Genomic DNA, 23,106 nt, shown 5'->3' on the forward strand with positions numbered 1-23,106 from the left:
ACCGTTTTGGGGCTTGCAAAAATAAATTGTGTCGTTCTACTCAGCTTTGTAAACTGCTCCCCCTTTTGCCCACGTGTATGACGGGGCGATTCTGTGCGCCGTCAATAAGGGGTTGATTTACATCGTATTTAGCTGGTGGAGTGCCTATGAGAGCAGGTCTTTTTCGTCCTGAAGAGTTCAAGGATAACTGCGGCTTCGGTCTGATCGCCCATATGCAGGGCGAGGCAAGCCATCACCTGCTTCAGACCGCTATTCAATCGCTCACCTGCATGACACACCGAGGTGGCATCAACGCCGACGGCAAAACCGGCGATGGTTGTGGCCTGCTGATGCAAAAGCCCGATGCGTTTCTTCGCGCGATGGCCAAGCAGCATTTCGACACCGATCTCCCGGCGCTATACGCCGTCGGCATGATCTTTCTCAGCCAGGACACGACCAAGGCGGACGCTGCCCGCGCCAGTCTCAACGAACACATCGCCGCGCAAGGTTTGAGACTCGTGGGCTGGCGCGAGGTGCCGGTCGATACCAGCGTGCTGGGACGCCTGGCGCTTGAGCGCCTGCCGCGCATCGAGCAGGTCTTCGTTTGTGCTGATGGCCTGTCCGAGCGTGACTTCGGCATCAAGCTGTTTTTTGCCCGGCGCCGCGCTGAAGTAGCCCTCGCCAGCGACAAAGAATTCTATGTCTGCAGCCTCTCTGACAGGGACATCATCTACAAAGGGCTGATGATGCCGGCGGATCTCGCGCAGTTCTATCCCGACCTCGGCGACGAGCGGCTTGCAACTGCCATTTGCGTGTTCCATCAGCGCTTCTCCACTAACACCATGCCGCAATGGCCGCTGGCTCAGCCGTTTCGTTTTCTTGCCCACAACGGTGAGATCAACACCATCACCGGCAACCGTAACTGGGCACAGGCGCGCCGGTTGAAGTTTGCCAACGAGCTGCTGCCTGATCTGGAGAGCCTCGATCCGCTGGTCAACCGGACCGGCTCCGACTCGTCCAGCATGGACAACATGTTGGAGTTGTTGGTCACCGGGGGCATGGATTTGTTCCGCGGTCTGCGCATGATCATCCCGCCGGCCTGGCAGAACGTCGAGACCATGGATCCCGACCTTCGCGCTTTTTATGAATTCAACTCCATGCACATGGAGCCGTGGGACGGTCCGGCGGGCGTGGTGCTCACCGATGGGCGTCACGCGATCTGTTTGCTGGATCGGAACGGTCTGCGTCCGGCGCGCTGGGTGACCACCACGAATGGTTACATCACGCTGGCCTCTGAAGTGGGCGTATGGGATTACAAGCCTGAGGATGTGATCGCCAAGGGCCGCGTAGGACCGGGCCAGATTCTGGCGGTGGATACCGAAACGGGGCAGGTACTGCATACCGACGACATCGATAACCGTCTGAAATCTCAGCAACCTTATAAGAAGTGGCTGCGTCAGAATGCGTTGCGCATCCAGTCGACGCTGGATGATAACGATCACGGCTCGGCTTTTTACGATGCCGATCAGCTCAAGCAGTACATGAAGATGTTCCAGGTCACGTTCGAGGAGCGTGATCAGGTCCTGCGTCCGCTCGCCGAGCAGGGGCAGGAAGCCGTGGGCTCTATGGGCGACGACACGCCGATGGCCGTACTGTCACGGCGGGTGCGCTCTCCGTTTGACTATTTTCGCCAGCAGTTCGCCCAGGTAACCAACCCGCCGATAGATCCTCTGCGTGAATCTATCGTGATGTCGCTCGAAACCTGCCTGGGCGCTGAGCGTAACGTCTTCGAAGAAACCGCCGACCACGCCAACCGCGCGATTCTGACCACTCCGGTCATATCGCCCGCCAAGTGGCGCACGATCATGGAGCTCGACCGCCCAGGCTTCGAGCGCCAACTGATCGACCTCAACTATGACGAGTCCATCGGGCTCGAAGCCGCCGTGCGAAACATTGCCGATCAGGCAGAGGAAGCGGTGCGCAGCGGCAAGGTCATGCTGATTCTCAGTGACCGCAATATCGGGCCAGGCAAGCTGCCGGCACATGCGTCGCTAGCAGTAGGCGCGGTGCATCACCGCCTGATTGAGACGGGTCTTCGCTGCGATTGCAATATCCTGGTCGAAACTGCCACGGCGCGTGATCCGCATCACTTCGCCGTGTTGATTGGCTTTGGTGCGACGGCGGTCTACCCCTTCCTCGCGTTCGAAGTGCTCGGCGATCTGATCCGTACAGGCGAGGTGCTCGGTGACCTCTACGAGGTGTTCAAACACTATCGCAAGGGCATTTCGAAAGGCCTCCTGAAAATCATCTCCAAGATGGGTATCTCTACCATCACCTCGTACCGCGGTGCTCAGTTGTTCGAGGCGGTCGGTCTGGCTGATGATGTGGTCGAAACCAGCTTCCGCGGTGTGGCCAGTCGTATCAAAGGTGCGCGGTTCGCCGATCTGGAAGCCGAGCAGAAAGCGTTGGCCGCGGAGGCCTGGAGCGCGCGTAAGCCGATCCAGCAGGGTGGCTTGTTGAAGTTTGTTTATGGTGGCGAGTACCACGCCTACAACCCAGACGTGGTCGCCGCGCTCCAGGTTGCGGTGCAGCAAGGCGATTACCATCGGTTCAAAGAGTACACCGCCCTTGTCGACCAGCGCCCGGCCGCGATGCTGCGCGATTTGCTCAAGCTGAAAGTGTCGGAGCAGCCTCTGGCACTCGAAGAGGTCGAGCCGCTTGAGCAGATTCTCAAGCGGTTCGACTCCGCCGGTATTTCGCTCGGCGCGCTATCGCCTGAGGCGCACGAAGCGATCGCCGCGGCGATGAACCGCATCGGTGCACGTTCCAATTCCGGCGAAGGCGGCGAAGACCCGGCGCGATACCGCACCGAGCGCAGCTCGAAAATCAAGCAGGTGGCTACCGGTCGTTTCGGTGTCACGCCGGAGTATTTGGTTAATGCTGAAGTGCTGCAGATCAAAGTCGCTCAAGGCGCCAAGCCTGGCGAAGGTGGTCAGCTACCCGGTGGCAAGGTTAACGGCCTGATTGCAAAGCTGCGCTATGCGGTGCCCGGCGTGACGTTGATTTCTCCGCCGCCGCACCATGACATCTATTCAATCGAAGACTTGGCCCAACTGATTTTTGACCTTAAGCAGGTCAACCCCAAGGCACTGGTATCGGTCAAACTGGTGGCCGAGCCTGGCGTCGGTACCATCGCCGCTGGCGTGGCCAAAGCCTACGCGGACCTGATTACCATCTCCGGCTACGACGGTGGCACGGGCGCGTCGCCGCTGACCTCGATCCGTTATGCCGGCTCGCCGTGGGAGCTCGGGCTTGCTGAAACTCATCAAACGCTGCGTGGCAACGATCTGCGTGGCAAGGTCCGGGTACAGACCGACGGAGGCTTGAAGACCGGCCTCGATGTGGTGAAGGCTGCCATTCTGGGTGCCGAAAGCTTCGGCTTTGGTACTGCGCCGATGATCGCGCTGGGCTGCAAATACCTGCGTATCTGCCATTTGAACAATTGCGCTACCGGTATTGCCACGCAGAATGATCAGCTGCGCAAAGACCATTTCATCGGCACCGTTGATATGGTCGTTAACTTCTTTACGTTCATTGCAGAAGAAACACGCGAATGGCTGGCTCGGCTGGGTGTGCGCAGCTTGCAAGAGCTGATCGGGCGTACCGATTTGCTCGAACTGCTCCCCGGCGACACTGCGAAGCAAAATCATCTCGACCTGACACCGCTGCTCGGAAGCGACCACGTTCCGGCCGATAAGCCGCAGTTCTGTGAAGTTGAGAAAAACCCGCCCTTCGATCAGGGGCTGCTGGCTGAGGAAATGGTCAAGCTCGCCCGCGCTGCCATCGACGCGAAGAGCGGCGGCGAGTTCGATCTGGATATCTGCAACTGCGATCGTTCTATTGGCGCTCGTGTGTCGGGCGAGATCGCTCAGGTGCACGGCAACCAGGGTATGAAGGACGCGCCGATCACCTTCCGCTTCAAGGGGACCGCGGGGCAGAGCTTCGGTGTCTGGAACGCCGGAGGCCTCCACCTGTATCTCGAAGGGGATGCTAACGACTACGTTGGCAAGGGCATGACCGGCGGAAAGCTGGTTGTCACCCAGCCGAAGGGCAGCGTTTTCGAGTCGCAGAACTCGGCCATCGTCGGCAATACCTGCCTGTACGGCGCCACTGGCGGGAAGTTGTTTGCCAGTGGTACCGCTGGTGAGCGATTCGCTGTTCGCAACTCCGGCGCGCATGCGGTCGTGGAAGGCACCGGCGATCATTGCTGCGAATACATGACAGGCGGCTTCGTCTGCGTCCTCGGCAAAACCGGCTACAACTTTGGATCCGGCATGACCGGCGGCTTCGCCTATGTACTCGACATGGATAACAGCTTTGTCGACCGGGTGAACAATGAGCTGGTTAACCTGCAGCGCATCACGGGCGAGGCGATGGAAGCCCACCGTAGCCACCTGCAGGATGTGCTGCGCGAGTATGTGGCTGAAACCGGCAGCGCATGGGGCGAGACACTTCTTGAGAACCTCGACGACTACTTGCGTCGCTTCTGGCTCGTCAAACCGAAGGCGGCCAACCTGGCAACGTTGCTGTCGTCCACTCGGGCCAACCCCCAATAAAAAGCAGGTTCAGCGGCGAGCCTCGGCCATGAATTCGAGGCTCGCCCCGCTCCGTGATTGTCATGCAGCTTGCAGCCTTGGGCTTGCGGCTGCCGCTAAGAGGTTTTGAAATGACTGAACGTCTGAATAACGACTTCCAGTTCATCGAAGTCGGGCGCAAGGATCCGAAGAAGAAGCTGCTGCGCCAGCGCAAGAAAGAGTTCGTCGAGATCTATGAACCCTTCAAACCACAGCAGGCCTGTGAGCAGGCTCACCGCTGCCTGGGTTGCGGCAACCCTTATTGTGAATGGAAGTGCCCGGTCCACAACTACATCCCCAACTGGCTCAAGCTCGTCTCCGAGGGCAACATCCTCGCGGCCGCCGAGCTGGCGCATCAGACCAACACCCTGCCAGAAGTCTGTGGGCGGGTTTGCCCCCAGGACCGTTTGTGCGAGGGCGCCTGCACCCTGAACGACGGATTTGGCGCCGTCACGATTGGCTCGGTCGAGAAGTACATTGCGGATACCGCGTTCGCCATGGGCTGGCGCCCCGATATGTCCAAGGTCAAACCGACCGGCAAGAAAGTCGCCATCATCGGTGCGGGCCCGGCGGGGCTCGGGTGCGCCGATGTGCTGGTGCGCAGCGGCGTCACCCCGGTTGTATTCGACAAGAATCCTGAGATTGGCGGTTTGCTCACGTTCGGCATTCCGGAGTTCAAGCTGGAGAAAAGCGTACTCAGCCGTCGCCGCGAGATTTTCGGCGGCATGGGTATCGAGTTCCGCCTGAACACTGAAGTGGGCAAGGACGTGACGATCGACCAACTGCTCGCCGACTATGACGCGGTGTTCATGGGCATGGGCACCTACACCTACATGAAGGGCGGCTTTCCGGGCGAGGATTTACCCGGTGTTCACGATGCGCTGGACTTCCTGATCGCCAACGTTAATCGCAACCTTGGCTTCGAAAAATCGCCCGAGGATTTCGTCGACATGAAAGGCAAGAAGGTCGTGGTGCTGGGTGGCGGTGACACCGCGATGGACTGCAACCGCACTTCCATTCGCCAAGGCGCGAAGAGCGTGACCTGCGCTTACCGTCGTGACGCGGCGAACATGCCGGGTTCGCGCAAGGAAGTGAAGAATGCCAAGGAAGAGGGCGTTAAATTCCTCTTCAACCGACAGCCGATTGCAATCGTTGGCGAAGGCAAGGTCGAGGGCGTGAAGGTGGTCGAGACGCGTCTTGGCGCGCCGGACGCGCGGGGCCGTCGGAGTCCCGAGCCGATTCCCGGTTCTGAGGAAGTGCTGCCGGCAGATGCCGTGGTCATCGCCTTCGGTTTCCGTCCGAGCCCGGCCGAGTGGTTTGAAGGCCAGCGTATTCAGACCGACAATCAGGGGCGTGTCGTGGCACCGGAGTTGGGCCAGTTCAAGCACCAGACCAGCAATCCCAAGATTTTTGCGGGTGGCGACATGGTGCGCGGTTCCGATCTGGTCGTGACGGCAATCTTCGAAGGCCGTCAGGCCGCTGAGGGCATCCTGGACTACCTGGAAGTCTGATCCGTCGGGCGGGTCCGCTTCTTCGATCCACCGGGCAGAGCAATGTGGATGTAAGAAGCGACATCCACCCACAGGCTTTACTTGGAGCATGCCTCCAAACGGGCCTGACCAGAATCAAGCCTATAGATAAAAGGCACGGCGCTCGCCGTGCCTTTTGTTTTCCGCTTTGCGACAATGCCGCCACTCTTTTGCTGGAACCCAGACATGACTGCCTTGAAGAACGATCGCTTCCTCCGCGCCCTGCTCAAGCAACCTGTCGACGTCACCCCGGTGTGGATGATGCGTCAGGCCGGACGCTACCTGCCGGAATACCGGGCCAGCCGCAGTAAGGCGGGCGACTTCATGAGCCTGTGCATGAACCCCGAATTGGCCTGCGAGGTCACGCTGCAGCCACTGGAGCGTTATCCGCTGGATGCCGCCATCCTGTTCTCGGACATCCTCACTGTGCCGGACGCCATGGGCCTGGGCCTTTATTTCGAAACCGGGGAAGGGCCGCGCTTTAAGAAAGTCGTCAGCAGCATGGCCGACATCGAGGCGCTGCCGATCCCGGATCCGGAGAAGGACCTGGGATACGTGATGAGCGCGGTGCGCACCATCCGCCGAGAGCTGAACGGGCGAGTGCCGCTGATCGGGTTTTCCGGCAGCCCGTGGACGCTAGCGACCTACATGGTCGAAGGCGGCTCCTCCAAAGACTTCCGCAAGTCCAAGGCGATGCTCTATGAAAATCCGCAAGCGATGCATGCGTTACTCGAGAAGCTCGCACAATCGGTGACCAGCTACCTCAACGGGCAGATTCTGGCCGGGGCGCAGGCGGTACAGATCTTTGATTCCTGGGGAGGTAGCCTTTCTGCTGCCGCCTATCAGGAGTTTTCGCTGGCCTACATGCAGAAGATCGTCAACGGCCTGATCCGCGAGCATGACGGGCGCCGCGTACCGGTGATTCTGTTCACCAAGGGCGGCGGACTCTGGCTGGAATCCATGGCCGATACCGGAGCCGAAGCGCTGGGACTCGATTGGACCTGCGATATCGGCCAGGCGCGGGCGCGGGTCGGTAACAAGGTAGCGCTGCAAGGCAACATGGATCCGAGCGTGCTGTTCGCGAAGCCGGACGCCATCCGTGCCGAGGTTGGGCGCATTCTCTCGAGTTTCGGTGCGGGTGAAGGGCACGTCTTCAACCTGGGTCATGGCATCACGCCGGAGGTTGATCCGGCCCACGCTGGCGCCTTCATCGAGTCGGTGCACGAGCTGTCGGCCAAGTATCACAGCTGAGTAAACTGCCGGGAAAAGAAAGAGCCGCTTACCGCGGCTCTTTTTGTTTATGGCTGCTGGTAATGTCCGGGTGTCGTGCCCGGCTTATGTTCGTGGACCAGCTTGGTCACGCGGATATCGGTGATGCCGATGACTTCGGCCTGCTCCAGCAGCTTGGCCTCGTCGGCGCTCGCCTCCGGCATCACCAGGCTGTTCTCGGCATCACCGTTATGCAGTTCGATCAGATGCCGAGCGGCGCTGCCTTGGGACATGCGCTCCTCCTCAGACTCGATGATCTGAACGCGCGGGTCGTTCTGAAAGATGTAATTGACCTCAAACTTGTGCGACGACTTATCGAACATGAGCAGCTCCTCGATTGTTGGAAGGTAACTGCTCAGTTGACTCGCCGGTCCAGTTGTTTGTTCGGCTGTAGCCGACGCTGAGGTGACCACCGGGCCCGTTACTTGGCCGCTGAGACCGCCACCCGCCGCAGTAAGGGCACGCTGACAGGGCTACTTCAGTTTGGCTAGATTGCCCTTGATTGCGACCCCCGCCATGATGGCTCCGGCGTGGCACTCATACTTCTGGCTGTCCTTGTACTCAACATGCTTGTAGTTGCTGGCGACATCGACCACCGCATTCGCGCCGGCGGCCTTGGCCGCCTGCTGCATGCTGATCAGCGCCGATTGCAGCGCCCAGCTGCAGGCATTCTCGTCGGTCTTGTTGAACGCGTTGGTTTTCTTGCTGGTGGTGACGTCACGGCGAATGATTTGCGCACCCTTGGGGGTCGTGCCAGCGAGATAGAACTTGACGCTTCCGTCCAGCTTGCCAGAGGCCGTCGCTTCGGCCACGACCTGATCGAAAGGAAGGAAGTGAGTAGTGTCGCGGGCCTGGCTGATACCGGGCATTGCACAAAGCATGAGTGCAGCACCGATCCCTATGGTTTTCTTCATGGCGTTCTCCTTGCGGCTTTGGGGGTAATCAGGCCCAGCGGCGGAAGATCAGCGAGGTGTTGATCCCGCCAAAGGCGAAATTGTTGTTCATCACGTACTCATGGCACATCACACGGGGCGCGCCGATGAGGTAGTCCAGCTCACCGCAGCGTGGGTCGATGTTGTCCAGGTTGAGCGTGTGAACATAGCGGTCGCTGTTCATCATCTCGATGCTAAACCAGGATTCCAGCGCACCGCAGGCCCCGAGGGTGTGTCCGAAGTAGCTTTTTTGCGAGCTGATCGGCATGCGGGGGCCAAACAGGCCGTGGGTCGCCTGCGTTTCGGCGATGTCGCCCTGTTCCGTGGCGGTGCCGTGGCCGTTGACGTAGCCGATCGCATCGGACGACAGGCCGGCGTCTTCCAGCGCCAGCTCCATTGCCCGGCGCATGGTCAGCTGCTCGGGTTTGGTGGCGTGCTGGCCGTCGGCATTACTGCCGAAACCCACCAGCTCGGCGTGAATGGTGGCGCCGCGGGCCAGCGCATGCTCCAGCTCTTCCAGTACCAACATGCCGGCGCCCTCACCAATCACCAGTCCGTCGCGACCGGCGTCGTAGGGGCGAGGGGTGGTATGGGGCGCATCGTTCTTGAGACTGGTCGCGTAGAGCGCGTCGAAAACCATCGCTTCAGTTGCGCAGAGCTCCTCGGCACCGCCTGCGAGCATCATCGGCAGGCGACCGAATTTGATGGCTTCATACGCATAACCAATGCCCTGACTGCCACTGGTACAGGCGCTCGACGTGGGAATCACCCGTCCGGTCAGGCCGAAGAAGATGCTGATGTTGGCCGCCGTGGTGTGCGGCATCATGCGGATGTAGGAGTTGGCGTTCAGCCCGTCGGCCACGGAGTTGAGCAACATGTTGCCGAAGGCTTTGATTTCCTCGGTGCTGCCGGTGGATGACCCGCAGGCGACGCCCATGCGGCCGTCTCGGATCGAGACATCATCGAGCAGGCCGGCGTGATCGAGCGCCTGCTCCGCCGCCTTCACCGCCAATCGGGAGACCCGACCCATGCTGCGCAGCTGTTTGCGCGTCCAGTGCCCAGGGACAACGAAATCGTCCGCGGGCCCGGCCAGGCGGGTGTTGAGTTCGGTGAAACGATCCCACTCGCGCATGTAGCGGATGCCGCTGCGGTTGCCGCTGAAGCGGGCTTCGATGGTTGCCCAGTCGCTGCCGAGCGACGTGATGCCGGCCATGCCGGTAACGACGACCCGCTTCATCAGCACAACCCGCCGTTAACCGCCAGCACCTGGCGCGTGATGTAGCTGGCCTCTTCCGACATGAGGAAATTGACCGCACCGGCGACTTCTTCGGGTGTGCCCATGCGTTGAGCGGGGATCATCTTGAGCATTTCCTCGATTGGCAGACCATCATCGAGCATGTCGGTATCGATCAGGCCGGGTGCGACGCAGTTTACGGTGATGCGACGTTTGCCAAGCTCCACTGCCAGCGCCTTGGCGGCGCCGATCACACCGGCCTTCGATGCACTGTAGTTGACTTGCCCACGATTGCCGATCAGGCCCGAAACCGATGTGATGCAGACGATGCGGCCGGGCTGTCGGCGGCGGATCATCGGCATGGTCAGCGGATGCAGGACATTGTAGAAACCATCCAGATTGGTGCGCATCACCAGGTCCCAGTCATCCTCGGTCAAGGCGGGAAAGGCACCGTCACGCGTCAGACCGGCATTACAGACCACCCCATAGTAGGCGCCGTGCGCCTCGATATCGGCTTGCAGTGCGGCGCGACAGGCGGCCCGATCCGCGACATCGAATTGCAGGATGCGCGCCTGACGACCCAATTCCTGCAGCTCGGCCTGCACAGCTTTAGCCTCATCAACTCGGGTACGGCAATGGAGGACGATGTCGTACCCGCTTCGCGCCAGGCGCAGCGCGATAGCGCGACCGATGCCACGGCTGGAGCCGGTGACCAATATGTTGTGGCTCATGGGTTAGGCTCTTGCAGATAGCTCGCCACTTCGGGCGGGCGGAACACATTGAGGCGCGCCTCGGCATGGATGCCGGGCCCGTCGAGATGGCATTCGAATACGCCCATGCCGTTGTCATCCTGCAATGAGCGAATCGCGCGGATGCGCAGCAGGCTGCCGGCTGGGAAATGCTCGACATTGCATTGGAAGCTGCGGGTGCCGAGCAGAAAGCCCAGTTCGACGGGCAACCCGGCCTGGCGGGCGTGGCAGCCGGCGAAGGCGGCGACCGTTTGGGCCATGATTTCGATGCCCGCCCACGCCGGCAGGCTGCCGTCGGGCAGGTTCAGCAGTCCGAACGGCTTAACTTGGAGGCGCGTTTCGATGCTTTCCGCGTCGAACACCTCCACGGCGTCGAGTAGGACCATGTCCCCCGCATGGGGGAGCAGTTCGGCGACTGGCCAATCAATCATGGCGCGTCTCCCAGGATCAGGCTGATGTTGTTGCCGCCGAAGGCGAAGGAATTGCTCATCATCCGACGACAGTCGGAGCCTGCCATGACCGTGCCGGCTGTGTTCAGATTAAGGCGAGGCAAGTCGGCGTCCGGCTGGTTGTCCCAGCGATGAGGCGGCAAACGCTGTAGCGGGTTGTGCTCGGACAGTGCCAACCAGCAGAACGCGGCTTCGAGCGCGCCGGCGGCACCGAGCGTATGCCCAGTAAGGGGTTTACTGGACGAGCAGGGCACGCCATTTGGAAACACGGCGGCAACCGCGAGGCTTTCCATTGCGTCATTGTGTGGTGTGGCGGTGCCATGCAGGTTCAGGTAATCGATTTGCTCAACCCGTATCGCCGCGTCGAATAGCGCTTTGCGCATGGCCTCGATAGCGCCCTGGCCGTGCGGGTCGGGTGCTGAAATGTGGTGCGCGTCGGAACTGGCGCCAGCGCCAAGCAAGGCAATCGGGCCCTTCTCGCGCGTCATCAGGAAGACGGCCGCCCCCTCGCCGATGTTGATACCGTCACGGTTAGCTGAAAACGGATTACAGACATATTCGCTGGTCGCTTCAAGGGAGCTGAAACCCTGCAGCGTCAGGTCGCAGAGGCTATCAACACCACCACAAATCACCGCGTCGCAAATTCCTGCATCCAGCTGTCGCTTTGCACTGAGCAGCGCGCGGGCGCTAGAGGTGCACGCGGTGGAAATCGAATAGCTCGGGCCGCTGAGCTGTAGCCGCTCGCTGATAAAGCTCGCCGGCGCCGACAGTTCCTGATGACCGTAGTGGTAGCTTGCGGGCAGTTGTCCTTCGCGGACCAGCTGAGTGATGGCCTGGGTCGCTTCCTGGATACCCGTCGTACTGGTGCCCATCACGACACCCACACGCGATGAACCGAAGCGTGCAATCGCTGCCTTCAGCTCGGTTCCGATTTCCTCCATCGCTGCCAGCAGCAGTTGGTTGTTGCGCGTGGCGTAGCGCAGCGGTGTGTCGCCGAGTGACGGAAGCTCGCCGGTGACCGCACCGACTGGAAGCTGACGACCCGCTACCGGTCGCGGGTAGAGCTGCATGCCCGAGCTGTCGCCATCCAGCAATCGTCGGGCGACTTCGGCTTTGCCACGCCCCAGCGCGCAGATCACCCCGAGAGCGTTCAGGTAGGCGATGGTCATCAGTGGCGGGCTCCAGCGGTCGCAATGGGGGCGACACGATAGGTCAGCGCTGGCCCGACGTCGAGTTCGATGCGCTCATCTTTCAGATAGCGGACGTGCCAGGCTGCAGCGCCATCAACCAAGGTTCGCCCGTCGTGCTGCAGCATCCAGGCTGCGTGAGAGTAGAGGTCCGCCAACTGTTCGGCCGGCGTGAGTGCGAACAGCAATGCCGCAAACAGCTCACGTGCCTGAGGATTGGGGGGTAGCAGGCCATCCGCCTGCCAGCGTCCATCGAGCAATAGCTGGCGCGCCAGAGGAATGCCCAGCGGATCTAACAACGACCAGCGTAAAGCACGGTCTTCCTGCTGGATGACCAGCAGCCAATCCCGCGTGCCATCCTGATCGTGCTGTATGTGCAGCTGCATCGGCAGCGATAAGCGCGGGGTGTCCGAGGGCAGTGGCATACGTTGAGCGCAGGCAACGAGCATCAACGCCAGCGATAGCAAAGCCAGAGATCGCGCATAGCGAGCCGGCAGGATCATGAGGGTAGGCTCACAGCAGTTCCGTTGAAGCGCACAGCTCAGCCAGCACCTTCAAGCGCCGCCGGGGTTCGGCGACGTAGGGGTTGTTGGTGTCCCAGGCATAGCCCGCCAGTATCGAGCTGATCATGCGGCGTATCTCGGGTTGAGCGCGCTCGTAATAGATCACGTCCTGGAAACTGCCGTCATACCAGCCTTCGACGTAAGTGCGGAAGGTGTCAACGCCACGTTTGAGCGGTGCGGCGAACTCGGTTTCCCAATCTACCGTTTCGCCCGTCAGCTGACGGTGTAGCACTGCCGCCGCCATGCTTGCTGAGCGCATCGCGATGGTGACACCCGAGGAAAACACCGGGTCGAGGAATTCTGCTGCGTTACCCAATAAAGCGAAGCCCGGGCCATGCAGTGTTTTGACGTTTGCCGAGTATCCGCCAATCAACCGGGCCGGTGTGTCCCACTCGGCATGCCTTAGGATGCGTTTGAGATTGGGCGCCTCCAGCACGAACTCGCTCAGGCAGGCGTCCAGGTCCAGCGGGCGTTGTTCGTAGCGTTCGGCGCTGGCGACCACACCCAGGGAACAGCGGCCATTGCTGAAAGGGATGGTCCAATACCAGACATCGCGCAGTTCGGGATGCGTGGTGACGAGAATCTTGTTGCGGTCGAAATGCGGGTCGTCGATTTTGTCGTTGATGTGCGTGAACACGGCGCGGCGTAGCGGAAAGCTCGACGGTGCTTCCAGCTCGAGCAAGCGCGGCAATACCCGGCCGTAGCCGCTGGCATCGAGCACGAACTCCGTCTCGACCACATAGGCGCTCCCGTCCTGCCGGCGCACCTGCAGACTGGGGCGCGGGCCGTTGAAATCGGCAGCGGTTATTTCTTCCTCGTAGCGAATCTCCACGCCCTGCGATTCGGCCTGATCGGCCAGCAATTTGTCGAAATCAGCGCGTTGGACCTGATAGGTGCTGCCATGCCCGTCGGTGAACTTGTCGCGAAAGTCGAATTCGGTGTAGCGCTCACCCCAGCCGAAGGCGGCGCCATGTTTGGTCTGAAACCCGGCAGCCTGCACCGCTTCGAGCATGCCTGCTTCGTCTAGGAAGTCGAGGCAGTGTGACAGGAGACTTTCACCGATCGAGAAGCGCGGAAAGCGCTGTCGCTCGATGATCAGCACATCGTGCCCCTTGCGCTTGAGCAGGGCTGCCGCGATGGCGCCAGAGGGGCCAGCGCCAATAACCACGACGGTGCGACGTTCTGATTGCGGGGAAGCCTTCATCTGTATGACTCGATAGGAGTGGGTGCTGACGGAGGTTCCGGCAGCCGGGAAGGTATAACGGCCACCAACAGCGTGGCGGGCGCCTTAGGAAAGGCTACCGGTTGCGGAAGTCGCGCCTCGCATGATCCGCTCAGCATTTCTCGTCGCCATCCGGTTCAGCGGCCCACGGGGCCAACAGGAACGCGAACACCAGGCCGAGTCCCACCGCCAGCCCGAAATTACTCACCGCTGGCGTGCTGGACAGGGCCAGCAGACCGAACGACAGCCAGGTGGTGGCGGCTGCCAGCAGGGTGCCCGCTAAACTCACCGCGGCGCCACCGATTCGTTCGCGCATAAGAATGGCGTAGTCGACACCAATGGCTGTCACCAGCAGCAGCCCGAACAGGCCAAACAGGGTCAACGGCTGACCCAGCCAGCCGAGGCAGGCAAGGCTGCCGAGCGCCGCCAGCAGCGGAACGGCCAGGCAGCGTAAGGCGCCACGCCAGCCAAACGGAAGACACAACAGCGCAAAGATCAGCACCGCGGCGGACACCTTGAGCAGCGCGGCTTGACGCTGGGTCTCGGCGAACAGCCGGTTCAGTTCGGCCGGTCGGTCGATAAGGCTGACCCCGCCAATACCCTCGCCCAGACTGTGAAGCGCTGCGCTGTCTCTCAAGCCCTGAAGACTGACCAAGCCGGCAACCGAGCCGTCCGGCTGCGCGCCCAACCATAGCGGGCGCCAGGGTTCGGCGAGCGGTCCGGCCAACACCTCGTCAAGACCGGCGACGGGCTTGGCCAGCAGGTCGGCCAGTTCCTGTTCGAGCATGCCGGGCGTCACGCCAAGATCCAGCAGCGGCTGACTCACCTCCAGCAAACGAGGCAGCGCGAGATGCAGGCTTTCCTGGGCGACGGCCGGGGCGGCCAGCTGGCTCAGCGCGAGATAGCCGTGCAGCTGTTGTGCGGCAACCAGGTCATCGAGGCGAGTGCCAAGGTTTTCCTGACGTGCCAGCAGTTCATCCGGGGTCTCTGCGCGTACCAGAAAGTACTGGCTGGTCGGCTCGAAACCAGTGATCTGGCCAATGCGTTCGGCGTGTTGTTGAAGCATCGGCGCCCGGCTGACCCACTGGCGGAGATCGTCCTTGAACGAGACTTGACTGATACCTGCGATGCAAAACAGCGCGAACGCGACCAGTAACCAGCGTGCCGGGACCCGCCTGAGCAAGGCCTGACGCAGATCCAGGCCGCGCCGCGCCCAGCTTAGCGGTGCGGTCCACGGTTGCAGAGGCGCGTTCAACAGCGCTGGCAGCAAGCATGTAGCGCACGCGAAGGCGCCAAACAGGCCCGCGGCAGAGAAAACCGCCACCTGGCTGAGCGCTGGAAATGGAGTGAACGCCATGGCCAGGTAGCCAATCACGTTGGTCGCCAGCGCCAAGGCCAGCCCCGGGAGCGTCAGGCGTAAGGCTCGGTAAGCGTGCCATGGTTGCAGGCCCCAGCTCTTCGAGAGGTAGTGCAACGGAAAATCAATGCTGACGCCAACCAGGCTGGCGCCAAGTACCAGCGTCAGGACATGGATCTCGCCGAACAACGCGATGCACGCCGCGGCGCCGCTGAGGGCGCCGACCACCACCGGTAACGCCACCAGCAACACACGTGGCGTACGAAACAGCAGATGTAGCAGGGCGAGGGTGGCAATGAGCGATACGCTGCCAATCAGGCCCGCTTCTTCCCGCGCCTGGCGTTGCCCATACGCGGCATGCAACACGCCGCCGGCCGCGAGCAGCTCACCCTGCTCGGACTCGACCCGGCGACGGGCTGCTCGGATTTCATCGTCCACCAGGAGCGGAAGCTGATCATCGAAGGCGTCGCCATCGATCCGTGCATGAATGACCACCCAGCGCTGTCCATCATGCTCTGCGATCAATAGGCCATCGAGGCGTGGGCGAATATGGCCCGGCTGCGGCAGTTGGCGCTGCGCCAGATCGGCGAAACCGAACCAATCCTGCTCGACTGGCACGAGGCTTGCGCTTTCGAAGGGACTGTACAGACGCTGCAGGCGTTGTTGAATGAAGTCTTCCGGTGCGGCAATCAGGGCTTCGCGACTGGCCGGGCTCAGCAACACCAGACGCTGATCAAGCAGTTGTTGGCGTACTGCCGGCAGGTCGGCTTGCACCGAACGGCGAACCTGGGCGAAGAGGCCGCTGGCCCGGAGGTTATCAGTGATTTCATCTGCCAGCCCGACGGCGATGTCCTCATCAGGATGATGGATCAGCACCATCACGTCTCGGTTCAGCGGTTCCTGCACCCGCTGTTCGGCCAGTTGCTCCAGCTCGTCTGGCGTATCGCTGGGCAAAAGCTGCAGCAAGTTCGCGGTCACCGGCGATCCGTCGCGCCATTGCCATGCTGTCAGTCCCACCAACCCGAGCAGCGCCAGGAAAAAAAGGACGGACAGCCAGGCCGGAAACCTGAGCGCTTGATCAGTCGGCGAGGTCATGGAGTTCGTTGGGGTCCAATTGATCGTCGATCTCGATGTCGTTCAGCACCAGCACTGTGCTGTCGCCCTGGGTCTCGAGCAGCTCGATGCGCTCGGCTGTGGCGCTGCCCTGGATCAGAATGGCGGTGAATATCTGTCCGAGCAGTTTCGAGCGTGGGGTCAGTGCCAACGCCCACGCCTGCGCAGTGCCGTTGAGCTCCAGCTCGAAATCACGCTGTAGTGCCACGGTGTCACCGTGCAGAACAGCGAGAAACAATTCGTTGTGACGTGCGGCAGGACCCTGCTGATTGGTCTGCTGCCAGCCGTTGGGATCGCGCTGCGCAATGCCCGAGTCGCTGATGCGGTAGTCGCGCTGCACCGGCTGCTGCAAGGACCAGAGCAGGCCGCGGTTACGTGCCAGCACGAAGCTGCCGGTGCTGGTCAGTGGTTGCGGCAGCGCCCGCAAGTATTTTTCCTGAACGAAACTGCCGCGAACGACCTCGGGCGCGCTCAGTTGGCGGCTGAGCTGCGCGAGATCAAAGGCGTCGGCGTTCGCCATCAAGGGCAGCAGGCCGAATGCACACAGGGCTAGTCGCGCCAGCACGTCGCGCACGCGTATCACGAGAGGGCCCGCTCTACGGCGTCGATAAAGATGTTCGGCGACGCCAGCAGCATCTCGCGGCTGGCGATCTCTACCGCGACCTGCACGGTACTCCCGCGCGTCATCCGCTCCCCAGTCTCAGCGTCCGTGATCAGGTAATTGATTTTCAAGCGGTTCTCCCATTCCACCAGATCGGCACGTACGATGATGCGCTGGTTGAAACGGGCGCCACGCACGTAACGCAGCTGCACGTCGATGATGGGCCAGGCGTAGCCCGCCTCGCGCATCTGCGTGTAGTTGTGCCCGATTCGCTCCAGCAGGGCGCAGCGAGCCATCTCGAAGTACTTGATGTAGTGGCCGTGCCAGACCACGTCCATGGAGTCGACGTCGAAAAACGGTACCAGCACGTCAATCTCTGCCTGCAGCACGCCTTCCTTACGCATAGAGCCTCCAGTGCTGTGCGCGGATGCGGCCCAAGCACAGGCGCAGCTCGCCTTCCAGCGCACGGTCTTCGATCACGGGTGGAAAATCCTCTCCCAGCGCAGCGTGCATATATGCCAAAGGGGCCGGGAGCGCCCTTGAACCAACATGCCGCTGACGCAACCAGACGCCCTGGTTGGCGGCGATCAGCGTGGCGGCGGCAACCTGCTCGGTCAACTCGAGGCTGCGCAACGCATCGCGTGCGGCGATGGTACCCATGCTCACCTTGTCCTGGTTGTGGCATTCGGTAGAGCGGGAGAAAACGCTGGCTGGCATGCTGTTCTTCAAGGCTTCAGCGGTCCAGGCGCTGGCGCCGATCTGCACCGCCTTGAAGCCGTGGTTGATCATCGCCGTGGCTTCAGGGGCGCCGGACAGATTGCTCGGCAAGCCGTGGTTGTAGCGGGTATCCACCAATAGCGCGAGCTGGCGGTCGAGCAGGTCGGCGACATTGGCGACGAGGTTTTTCAAGCTGTCCATGGCGAACGCGATATGGCCGCCGTAGAAGTGCCCGCCGTGCAGCACGCGCTCGTTGTCGGCGTCGATGATCGGGTTGTCGTTGGCGCTGTTTAGCTCGGTCTCGATGAATTGCCGCAGCAGGCCCAAGCTGTCGGCGAGAACGCCTAGCACGTGCGGCGCGCAGCGGATGGAATAGCGATCCTGCAGGCGATGCAAGGGTGCGGTCGGTGCCTCGATGGCGAGGTCCTGACGAATCCAGGCGGCCACCTGCATCTGGCCTGGGTGGGGCTTGGCAGCAAACAGGCGCTCGTCGAAATGCTCGGGGTTGCCCTCCAGTGCGACGACGTTGAGGGCTGTGATACGGGTGGCCAGTTTCAGCAGGTAGTCCGCGCGGGCGTAGGCGAGGCAGGCGAGGCCCGTCATCACGGCAGTCCCGTTCATTAGGGCCAAAGCCTCCTTGGGGCGGAGGATCAAGGGCGTCCAGCCGAGCAGACGATGCACCTCCGCCGCGCTGCGCCGCTCGCCGCGATACATCACGTCTCGCTCGCCAGCCAGGGCCGCCGCGACATAGGACAGCGGCGTCAGGTCGCCGCTCGCGCCCACCGATCCTTCTTCCGGGATCAGCGGCAGCACGTCGTGTTCAAGAAACGCCTGCATACGATCGAGCAATTCGATCCGCACGCCCGACATACCATGGGTCAGGGAGCGCAAGCGCGCCGCCAGCACCGCGCGCGTGGCTTCGGCGTCGAGCAGCTTGCCCAGACCGCAGCCATGAAAGGTGAACAGGTGCTGTGGCAGCGCCTCGACCTGGTGCAGCGGCACCGCCACCACACAGGAATCGCCGTAGCCGGTGGTCACACCGTAGATCACCCCTTCGCGATCAAGCAGCGTGTCGAGAAACTGGGCGCCACGGGCGATCCGCTCGCGGAACGCCGTCTCGGCCTGCAAGCGTGCCGGCGCCCGGCCTTGCACCACTGCCAGCAGGTCCTCAATGGTCAGATGGTTCTCGCCAAAGATCACGGGCTCAACGTTGGTCATGGATGTTCCAAAAGGGGTAAAAGTTGAACCACTGTAAGGGCGCTTCCAGGCAACGGGCCGCCAGGCGGTCCGCGTAGCGCTGCACCCACTGTTGCACCACAGCATCCCGTTCCCCACGGCGCCATTCGATAGATTTGGCGAAGGGCTCGAGATGGACATGGAATCGCGTGTCGTGTTTCAGGCAGAACAGCAGATTGGCTGGGCATTTGAGTAGTCCAGCCAGCAACCATGGCCCCTGGGGGAAATCCGCCGGTTGACCTAAGAAATCAACCGTTGCGATGCGCGCACCGCGCAGAGGCACGCGATCACCTGCGATCGCCAGCCATTCCCCTGCATCCAGCCGTCGCGCCAGCTCCATCATAAGTGCCGGATCGAGTTCGCTGACCTGAATCAGCCGCAGGTTGTCTGCGCCCGACTGATTCAAGAGCCGGTTGAACCGTTCGGCGTGCCGGGTATGCACCAACACATTCATCTTCACCTTGCGGCCCATTTCGGCCAGTGCCCGGCAGATTTCCAGGTTGCCCAAATGCGAGCCGACCAGCAGCTGACCTCGCGCGCCTTCAAACTCGGCATGCAGGTTGGCCGGATCATGCAAGGCCAGACGGGCCAGGTCGAGACGGCCACCCCAGGCGTCGAGTTTGTCCAGCAGGGCGTCGGCGAAGGCCATGAACTGTCGATAGACCGAGCGCCAGCTGGGCATCAGGTCGCCTTGGCCACTCCAGTCGGCCAGTCGCCGCTGGTAGATCCAGGCGCTCTGCCGGGCACTGCGGCCGCACAGATAGAAATACAGCACGATGACGTACAGCAGCGGCGCCATGGTGCGACGGCCGAGCAGGCGCACGGCAGACGCGGTAAACCGCATTAACGCAAAGCTGCCGCGTTCCCGGTGTGCTGCCCAATGCGAGTTGGGCGTGGTTTTTTCGATCACCTTTGCCACCGGCGCCAGAGCAGCGCAGGGGCTCGCAGCAGCATGCCGCCAAATAAGCGGGCGTGCATCGAGGAGATCAGCACGTTGTCGCGCCACAGGCGGAAGTGCGATACACCGTCAGTGGGGTAATGCACGCGCGTGGGCAGCCAGACCATCGGCTGCTCTCGCCAGTACAGGCGCACCAGGATTTCCGTGTCGAAGTCCATTCGTTGCCCCAGCGCAGTCGAATCGAGCAAGGCCAGGGTTGGTTGCAAGGGATAGACGCGAAAACCGCACATGGAGTCGCGAACAGACAGCGACAGCGTATTGATCCAAACCCAGACGTGGGTCAGATAGCGTCCGTAAAGCCGGCTTTTCGGCACGCTTGAATCGTATTCGGGATAACCGCAGATCAGCGCCTCCGGTGCCTGGCAGGCGCGGTCGAGAAACAGTGCCACGCTGCCGAGATCATGCTGGCCGTCGGCATCGACCTGTAACGCATGGCTGAAACCCAGGCGGGACGCTTCGCGCAATCCTGAGGCGACCGCCGCGCCTTTGCCGAGGTTTTGCTGATGCCGGAGCAGATGCACCTGGGGGTGCTCGGCAAGCTGGTCGATGACCTGCGCCGCGGCGAGGCTGGACCCATCGTCCACCAGTACGCAGTGCAGGTCGTCGGCGAGCAAAGCGCCGATGACTGCCGGCAGGCTGCCCTCGTGGTTGTAGACCGGTACGACTGCACAGGGCTTGAACCAGTCGTCATCGATGGCCAGTGACAGCTGCGGATGGCTTTCGGGCTGTGTCGATGACGCGCCGGTAATCGGTGCGATGGGGGCGAGTGTGGTCACGGGTGTTCTCCCAGCAGAATGCGGCCAGACGAGCAAGGCGCATCGCCGTTGCGGTATGCGAAGTGCAACTTGCTGCGCTCGCGGTCAAAGCGCAGGGTCAGATGCAGCGGATCGCCGGGGCGGGCGAGCTGCTGAAACTTGAGGACTTCCATACCTTGAAAGCGCGGTGGCAGGTGTTCGATCAGCTCTCGGGCGAGTCCGATTGCCCAGTCGATCTGCACGACGCCGGGCAGTACCGGCGTCTTGGGAAAATGACCGGAAAAATGGGCGAGGTCCGGCGGCACGACAAGATCAAGGTGCCACTGCCCCTCGTTCAGCGCTGCGCCCAGGCGTTCCGGGAGCAGAGGGCGAGGTGCCTGCAATAGCTCGTCGAGCTGCGCGTGTGGCAGTTTGCCTTGGCTGTTGCAAGGCAGCTGTGACACTAGGCGCCAGCGCCTGGGCAGCGCCAGCGCTTCGCAGTGATTGGACAAATGCGTGCGTAACGTTTCGGTCAATGCCCGGCGCCCACCGTTGCGCAGTGCATGCAGGCCCGCAGCGCTGAGCGCGACAAGTGCCGCGAGGTAAGCGCGGTTTTCGGTGATCACGCCGACACGGGCCTCGTCGACGAAAGGGTGCGTAGCCAGCGCCGCTTCCAGCATGGGTAAGGCGATGCGCTTTTCTTCCAGCTTGACGATACGATCCAGCCGCCCGAGCAGTTCGAAGCGACCATCAGCGTCAATTCGTACCGCATCCGCGGTTTGCTCGACATGGCCCGGAGGCAGGCAGGGTGAGGCGACGCTCAAGGCACCCTGTGGATTCACACTCAGCTTCACGCCAGGGAAGGGTTGCCACGATGAGCCGCCCTGACGCCAGGCGATGCCGCCGGTTTCCGAGCTGCCGTAGATTTCCGTCGGGAGCTGGGCCAGCCGATCTTGAAGCCGCTGCGCGGCGTCGGCATCGAGTGGGCCTCCCGAAGAGAAGACTCGACGCACGCTGCGCAATGCCGGCCAGTCGAGGTTGTCGCCCATCCGTTTTAGCAGCGCTGGGCTGGCTACCCAGTAGAAGCTGGAATGCTGGCGGCTGGCTAACTGGATATCTTCAGAGAAGGGCAGCGCGCGTCGCAGAAAGGGTCGGCCGGCACACAGCGGCCATAGCACGCGGAACAGCAAACCGTAGATGTGTTGCGCGGCGACGCTGGCGATTACGCAGGCGTCGCCAAGATCCGCACCCCAGCAGTCCTCGAGCAGTTCGACTTCGTTCGACAGCTGGCGCAGACGCTTGTCGATCAGCTTTGGCTCGCCGCTGGAGCCGGAAGTGCACAGCAGCAGGCGGCACTGGTCCAGATCCAGCTTCGCCCCTTCGAGCGGCTCGGCGGTGAGGTCGGAGATCCGAGCGTCGCCGTCCTGATCCGTCAACCAGAGATCGGCCTGGTGCGCCAGCCGGGAACGGTTCGCCGGTTGCAGGTCGGCCGGCAGCACTACAGTCACGCCGGCTCGCCAGGCGCCAAGCAGCGCGATCGCGAGCTCGCCGGCATCCTCAAGATGAATCGCGAGCCGGGCGACGCCACGATTGCGCAGCCCGGCGGCCACGCGCAGTGCTTGCTGGCGCAGCTCGGTATGGTCCAGGCTGGGGTCCAGCGTGACCGGACGCGACCTGGGCGTCTGATCGAGCAGGTTTTCCAGTGAAATCCAGTTCATTTTTCGTTCCTGATTCGCTGGCGCACCAGCCACTCACCGGCAAATAACAGGCCCATCAGCAGATAGGCGATCAACCCGGTGTATAGCGTCCACCAGCTGAGCGGCGCCCAGAGCGCGAGGCCGCTGGCGATGCTGGCGTTGACGAGGAAGTAACCCACCCAGACCCACGTGACCTGTCGCGTGTAGCGCACCGCTGCGGCCGGAAGATCGGGCTCGCTCAGGCGTGCCAGACGCTCGATGATCGGCATGCCGGACCAGAGGCTGCTGGCAAACAGACCGAGCAGCGCCAAGCTGATCAGCACCGGATACCAGCGCAGCAGTGCAGGTTCACCTGCCAGCCCCAGCAGCAGACAAAACAGCAGGGCCACCGATGCAAGGGTGCGGCTCAGTGGCGTCTGTTTGCCGCTGACGAGCCGTGCCAGCCACAGCCCCCCGAGCAGTAGCGCGAAGAGGCGTGGCGACAGATGCTCCAAGCCGAGATAGACAGCAAACGGGTAGGCGAGACCTGCCACTAACAGACAGAGGCCAATCAGTCGGCTGGTATTCGTCTTGCCTGTTCCGGTGGGTGCGTGCATCGGGTGCTGTCCGCTTACGGGCACGTGACGCAGCAGCTACCCTCTCACTTCGGGCGGCTGCCAACGTTCTTGGTTTGTAGCCCTCAGGCCGTTTCCGGGTTCACCAGGCGGTAAACCGCCTCGACGACGTCGCCCACGGTACGCACCGACTTGAACTCTTCTGCAGCGATTTTTTTGCCGGTCTGGCGTTTGATGTGATCGATCAAATCAACGGCGTCGATGGAGTCGATTTCCAAATCCTGATACAGGTTGGCTTCGAGGCTAATCCGGGCGGGATCAAGCTCGAATAGCTCGACTAGCGCGTCGCGCAGGGTCTGGAAGATTTCGTTGCGGTTGTTCACGGTGAGCTC

At 62.0% G+C, this 23,106-nt stretch carries 20 protein-coding genes; 3 read left to right on the top strand and 17 right to left on the bottom strand.

Features of this window, described 5'->3' with window-relative positions:
• The first annotated feature begins 146 nt into the window (after window positions 1-146).
• The 3 genes from gltB to hemE all read left to right on the top strand — a co-directional run bounded on the left by gltB (window position 147) and on the right by hemE (window position 7,393).
• Entirely contained in the window at window positions 147-4,595 is a 4,449-nt protein-coding gene (gene gltB / locus K4O48_RS02375) for a glutamate synthase large subunit (RefSeq protein ID WP_222910590.1), read from the top strand.
• Between the two features lie 110 nt (window positions 4,596-4,705).
• Window positions 4,706-6,124: an FAD-dependent oxidoreductase gene (locus K4O48_RS02380; RefSeq protein ID WP_222910591.1), complete on the top strand. Its 1,419-nt coding sequence runs from the start codon at window positions 4,706-4,708 to the stop codon at window positions 6,122-6,124.
• A 204-nt stretch (window positions 6,125-6,328) separates the two neighbouring features.
• Window positions 6,329-7,393, top strand: coding sequence for a uroporphyrinogen decarboxylase (gene hemE / locus K4O48_RS02385; RefSeq protein ID WP_222910592.1), 1,065 nt, complete (start codon window positions 6,329-6,331; stop codon window positions 7,391-7,393).
• A 47-nt stretch (window positions 7,394-7,440) separates the two neighbouring features.
• Here hemE and K4O48_RS02390 read toward each other — a convergent pair whose 3' ends face one another.
• The 17 genes from K4O48_RS02390 to K4O48_RS02470 form a co-directional block, all read right to left on the bottom strand.
• The gene (locus K4O48_RS02390) at window positions 7,441-7,734 is read right to left on the bottom strand and encodes a hypothetical protein (RefSeq protein WP_222910593.1); all 294 of its coding nucleotides are present in this window, start codon (window positions 7,732-7,734) and stop codon (window positions 7,441-7,443) included.
• Between the two features lie 150 nt (window positions 7,735-7,884).
• Complete coding sequence (locus K4O48_RS02395) at window positions 7,885-8,325, bottom strand: excinuclease (RefSeq protein ID WP_222910594.1); 441 nt, start codon at window positions 8,323-8,325, stop codon at window positions 7,885-7,887.
• Between the two features lie 28 nt (window positions 8,326-8,353).
• Window positions 8,354-9,580 carry a beta-ketoacyl-ACP synthase gene (locus K4O48_RS02400; protein WP_222910595.1) on the bottom strand — a complete coding sequence of 409 codons (1,227 nt, stop codon included), beginning with the start codon at window positions 9,578-9,580 and terminating at the stop codon, window positions 8,354-8,356.
• On the bottom strand, window positions 9,580-10,308 hold the full coding sequence (fabG, locus tag K4O48_RS02405) for a 3-oxoacyl-ACP reductase FabG (protein WP_222910596.1): 729 nt from the start codon (window positions 10,306-10,308) through the stop codon (window positions 9,580-9,582). The genes K4O48_RS02400 and fabG overlap by 1 nt, the downstream gene beginning before the upstream one ends.
• Window positions 10,305-10,757, bottom strand: a complete 453-nt coding sequence (locus K4O48_RS02410; protein ID WP_222910597.1) for a hotdog family protein — start codon at window positions 10,755-10,757, stop codon at window positions 10,305-10,307. Before K4O48_RS02410 ends, fabG begins: the two co-directional genes overlap by 4 nt.
• Window positions 10,754-11,944, bottom strand: coding sequence for a beta-ketoacyl-[acyl-carrier-protein] synthase family protein (locus K4O48_RS02415; RefSeq protein WP_222910598.1), 1,191 nt, complete (start codon window positions 11,942-11,944; stop codon window positions 10,754-10,756). The genes K4O48_RS02410 and K4O48_RS02415 overlap by 4 nt, the downstream gene beginning before the upstream one ends.
• A complete protein-coding gene (locus tag K4O48_RS02420) occupies window positions 11,944-12,465 on the bottom strand; it encodes a DUF3261 domain-containing protein (protein ID WP_222910599.1) in 522 nt (173 codons plus the stop codon). Before K4O48_RS02420 ends, K4O48_RS02415 begins: the two co-directional genes overlap by 1 nt.
• A gap of 10 nt (window positions 12,466-12,475) precedes the next feature.
• Window positions 12,476-13,729, bottom strand: coding sequence for an NAD(P)/FAD-dependent oxidoreductase (locus K4O48_RS02425; RefSeq protein WP_222910600.1), 1,254 nt, complete (start codon window positions 13,727-13,729; stop codon window positions 12,476-12,478).
• Window positions 13,730-13,859: 130 nt separating this feature from the next.
• The gene (locus K4O48_RS02430; protein ID WP_222910601.1) at window positions 13,860-16,199 is read right to left on the bottom strand and encodes an MMPL family transporter; all 2,340 of its coding nucleotides are present in this window, start codon (window positions 16,197-16,199) and stop codon (window positions 13,860-13,862) included.
• Complete coding sequence (locus tag K4O48_RS02435; RefSeq protein ID WP_222911953.1) at window positions 16,183-16,737, bottom strand: outer membrane lipoprotein carrier protein LolA; 555 nt, start codon at window positions 16,735-16,737, stop codon at window positions 16,183-16,185. The genes K4O48_RS02430 and K4O48_RS02435 overlap by 17 nt, the downstream gene beginning before the upstream one ends.
• Window positions 16,738-16,796: 59 nt before the next feature.
• Window positions 16,797-17,222 carry an acyl-CoA thioesterase gene (locus K4O48_RS02440; protein ID WP_222910602.1) on the bottom strand — a complete coding sequence of 142 codons (426 nt, stop codon included), beginning with the start codon at window positions 17,220-17,222 and terminating at the stop codon, window positions 16,797-16,799.
• On the bottom strand, window positions 17,215-18,753 hold the full coding sequence (hutH, locus tag K4O48_RS02445; protein ID WP_222910603.1) for a histidine ammonia-lyase: 1,539 nt from the start codon (window positions 18,751-18,753) through the stop codon (window positions 17,215-17,217). Before hutH ends, K4O48_RS02440 begins: the two co-directional genes overlap by 8 nt.
• Window positions 18,740-19,615, bottom strand: a complete 876-nt coding sequence (locus tag K4O48_RS02450; protein WP_260523757.1) for a glycosyl transferase — start codon at window positions 19,613-19,615, stop codon at window positions 18,740-18,742. The genes hutH and K4O48_RS02450 overlap by 14 nt, the downstream gene beginning before the upstream one ends.
• A 62-nt stretch (window positions 19,616-19,677) precedes the next feature.
• Window positions 19,678-20,505: a glycosyltransferase family 2 protein gene (locus K4O48_RS02455; RefSeq protein WP_409518917.1), complete on the bottom strand. Its 828-nt coding sequence runs from the start codon at window positions 20,503-20,505 to the stop codon at window positions 19,678-19,680.
• Window positions 20,502-22,181: an acyl-CoA synthetase family protein gene (locus K4O48_RS02460; RefSeq protein ID WP_222910604.1), complete on the bottom strand. Its 1,680-nt coding sequence runs from the start codon at window positions 22,179-22,181 to the stop codon at window positions 20,502-20,504. Before K4O48_RS02460 ends, K4O48_RS02455 begins: the two co-directional genes overlap by 4 nt.
• Window positions 22,178-22,756, bottom strand: coding sequence for a hypothetical protein (locus K4O48_RS02465; RefSeq protein WP_222910605.1), 579 nt, complete (start codon window positions 22,754-22,756; stop codon window positions 22,178-22,180). The genes K4O48_RS02460 and K4O48_RS02465 overlap by 4 nt, the downstream gene beginning before the upstream one ends.
• Window positions 22,757-22,839: 83 nt before the next feature.
• Window positions 22,840-23,097 carry an acyl carrier protein gene (locus tag K4O48_RS02470; RefSeq protein WP_222910606.1) on the bottom strand — a complete coding sequence of 86 codons (258 nt, stop codon included), beginning with the start codon at window positions 23,095-23,097 and terminating at the stop codon, window positions 22,840-22,842.
• Window positions 23,098-23,106 lie beyond the last annotated feature (9 nt).

The organism is Pseudomonas sp. DNDY-54 (assembly GCF_019880365.1).
GTDB classification, from domain to species: domain Bacteria; phylum Pseudomonadota; class Gammaproteobacteria; order Pseudomonadales; family Pseudomonadaceae; genus Stutzerimonas; species Stutzerimonas stutzeri_P.

Coding starts and splice junctions, on each gene's coding strand:
- K4O48_RS02395 (WP_222910594.1), bottom strand. CDS start 8,325: ATGAAGAAAACCATAGGGATCGGTGCTGCACTCATGCTTTGTGCAATG.
- K4O48_RS02465 (WP_222910605.1), bottom strand. CDS start 22,756: ATGCACGCACCCACCGGAACAGGCAAGACGAATACCAGCCGACTGATT.
- K4O48_RS02440 (WP_222910602.1), bottom strand. CDS start 17,222: ATGCGTAAGGAAGGCGTGCTGCAGGCAGAGATTGACGTGCTGGTACCG.
- gltB (WP_222910590.1), top strand. CDS start 147: ATGAGAGCAGGTCTTTTTCGTCCTGAAGAGTTCAAGGATAACTGCGGC.
- K4O48_RS02390 (WP_222910593.1), bottom strand. CDS start 7,734: ATGTTCGATAAGTCGTCGCACAAGTTTGAGGTCAATTACATCTTTCAG.
- K4O48_RS02425 (WP_222910600.1), bottom strand. CDS start 13,729: ATGAAGGCTTCCCCGCAATCAGAACGTCGCACCGTCGTGGTTATTGGC.
- K4O48_RS02460 (WP_222910604.1), bottom strand. CDS start 22,181: ATGAACTGGATTTCACTGGAAAACCTGCTCGATCAGACGCCCAGGTCG.
- fabG (WP_222910596.1), bottom strand. CDS start 10,308: ATGAGCCACAACATATTGGTCACCGGCTCCAGCCGTGGCATCGGTCGC.
- K4O48_RS02380 (WP_222910591.1), top strand. CDS start 4,706: ATGACTGAACGTCTGAATAACGACTTCCAGTTCATCGAAGTCGGGCGC.
- K4O48_RS02430 (WP_222910601.1), bottom strand. CDS start 16,199: ATGACCTCGCCGACTGATCAAGCGCTCAGGTTTCCGGCCTGGCTGTCC.
- hemE (WP_222910592.1), top strand. CDS start 6,329: ATGACTGCCTTGAAGAACGATCGCTTCCTCCGCGCCCTGCTCAAGCAA.
- K4O48_RS02420 (WP_222910599.1), bottom strand. CDS start 12,465: ATGATCCTGCCGGCTCGCTATGCGCGATCTCTGGCTTTGCTATCGCTG.
- K4O48_RS02410 (WP_222910597.1), bottom strand. CDS start 10,757: ATGATTGATTGGCCAGTCGCCGAACTGCTCCCCCATGCGGGGGACATG.
- K4O48_RS02415 (WP_222910598.1), bottom strand. CDS start 11,944: ATGACCATCGCCTACCTGAACGCTCTCGGGGTGATCTGCGCGCTGGGG.
- K4O48_RS02450 (WP_260523757.1), bottom strand. CDS start 19,615: ATGCGGTTTACCGCGTCTGCCGTGCGCCTGCTCGGCCGTCGCACCATG.
- K4O48_RS02400 (WP_222910595.1), bottom strand. CDS start 9,580: ATGAAGCGGGTCGTCGTTACCGGCATGGCCGGCATCACGTCGCTCGGC.
- hutH (WP_222910603.1), bottom strand. CDS start 18,753: ATGACCAACGTTGAGCCCGTGATCTTTGGCGAGAACCATCTGACCATT.
- K4O48_RS02435 (WP_222911953.1), bottom strand. CDS start 16,737: ATGGCGAACGCCGACGCCTTTGATCTCGCGCAGCTCAGCCGCCAACTG.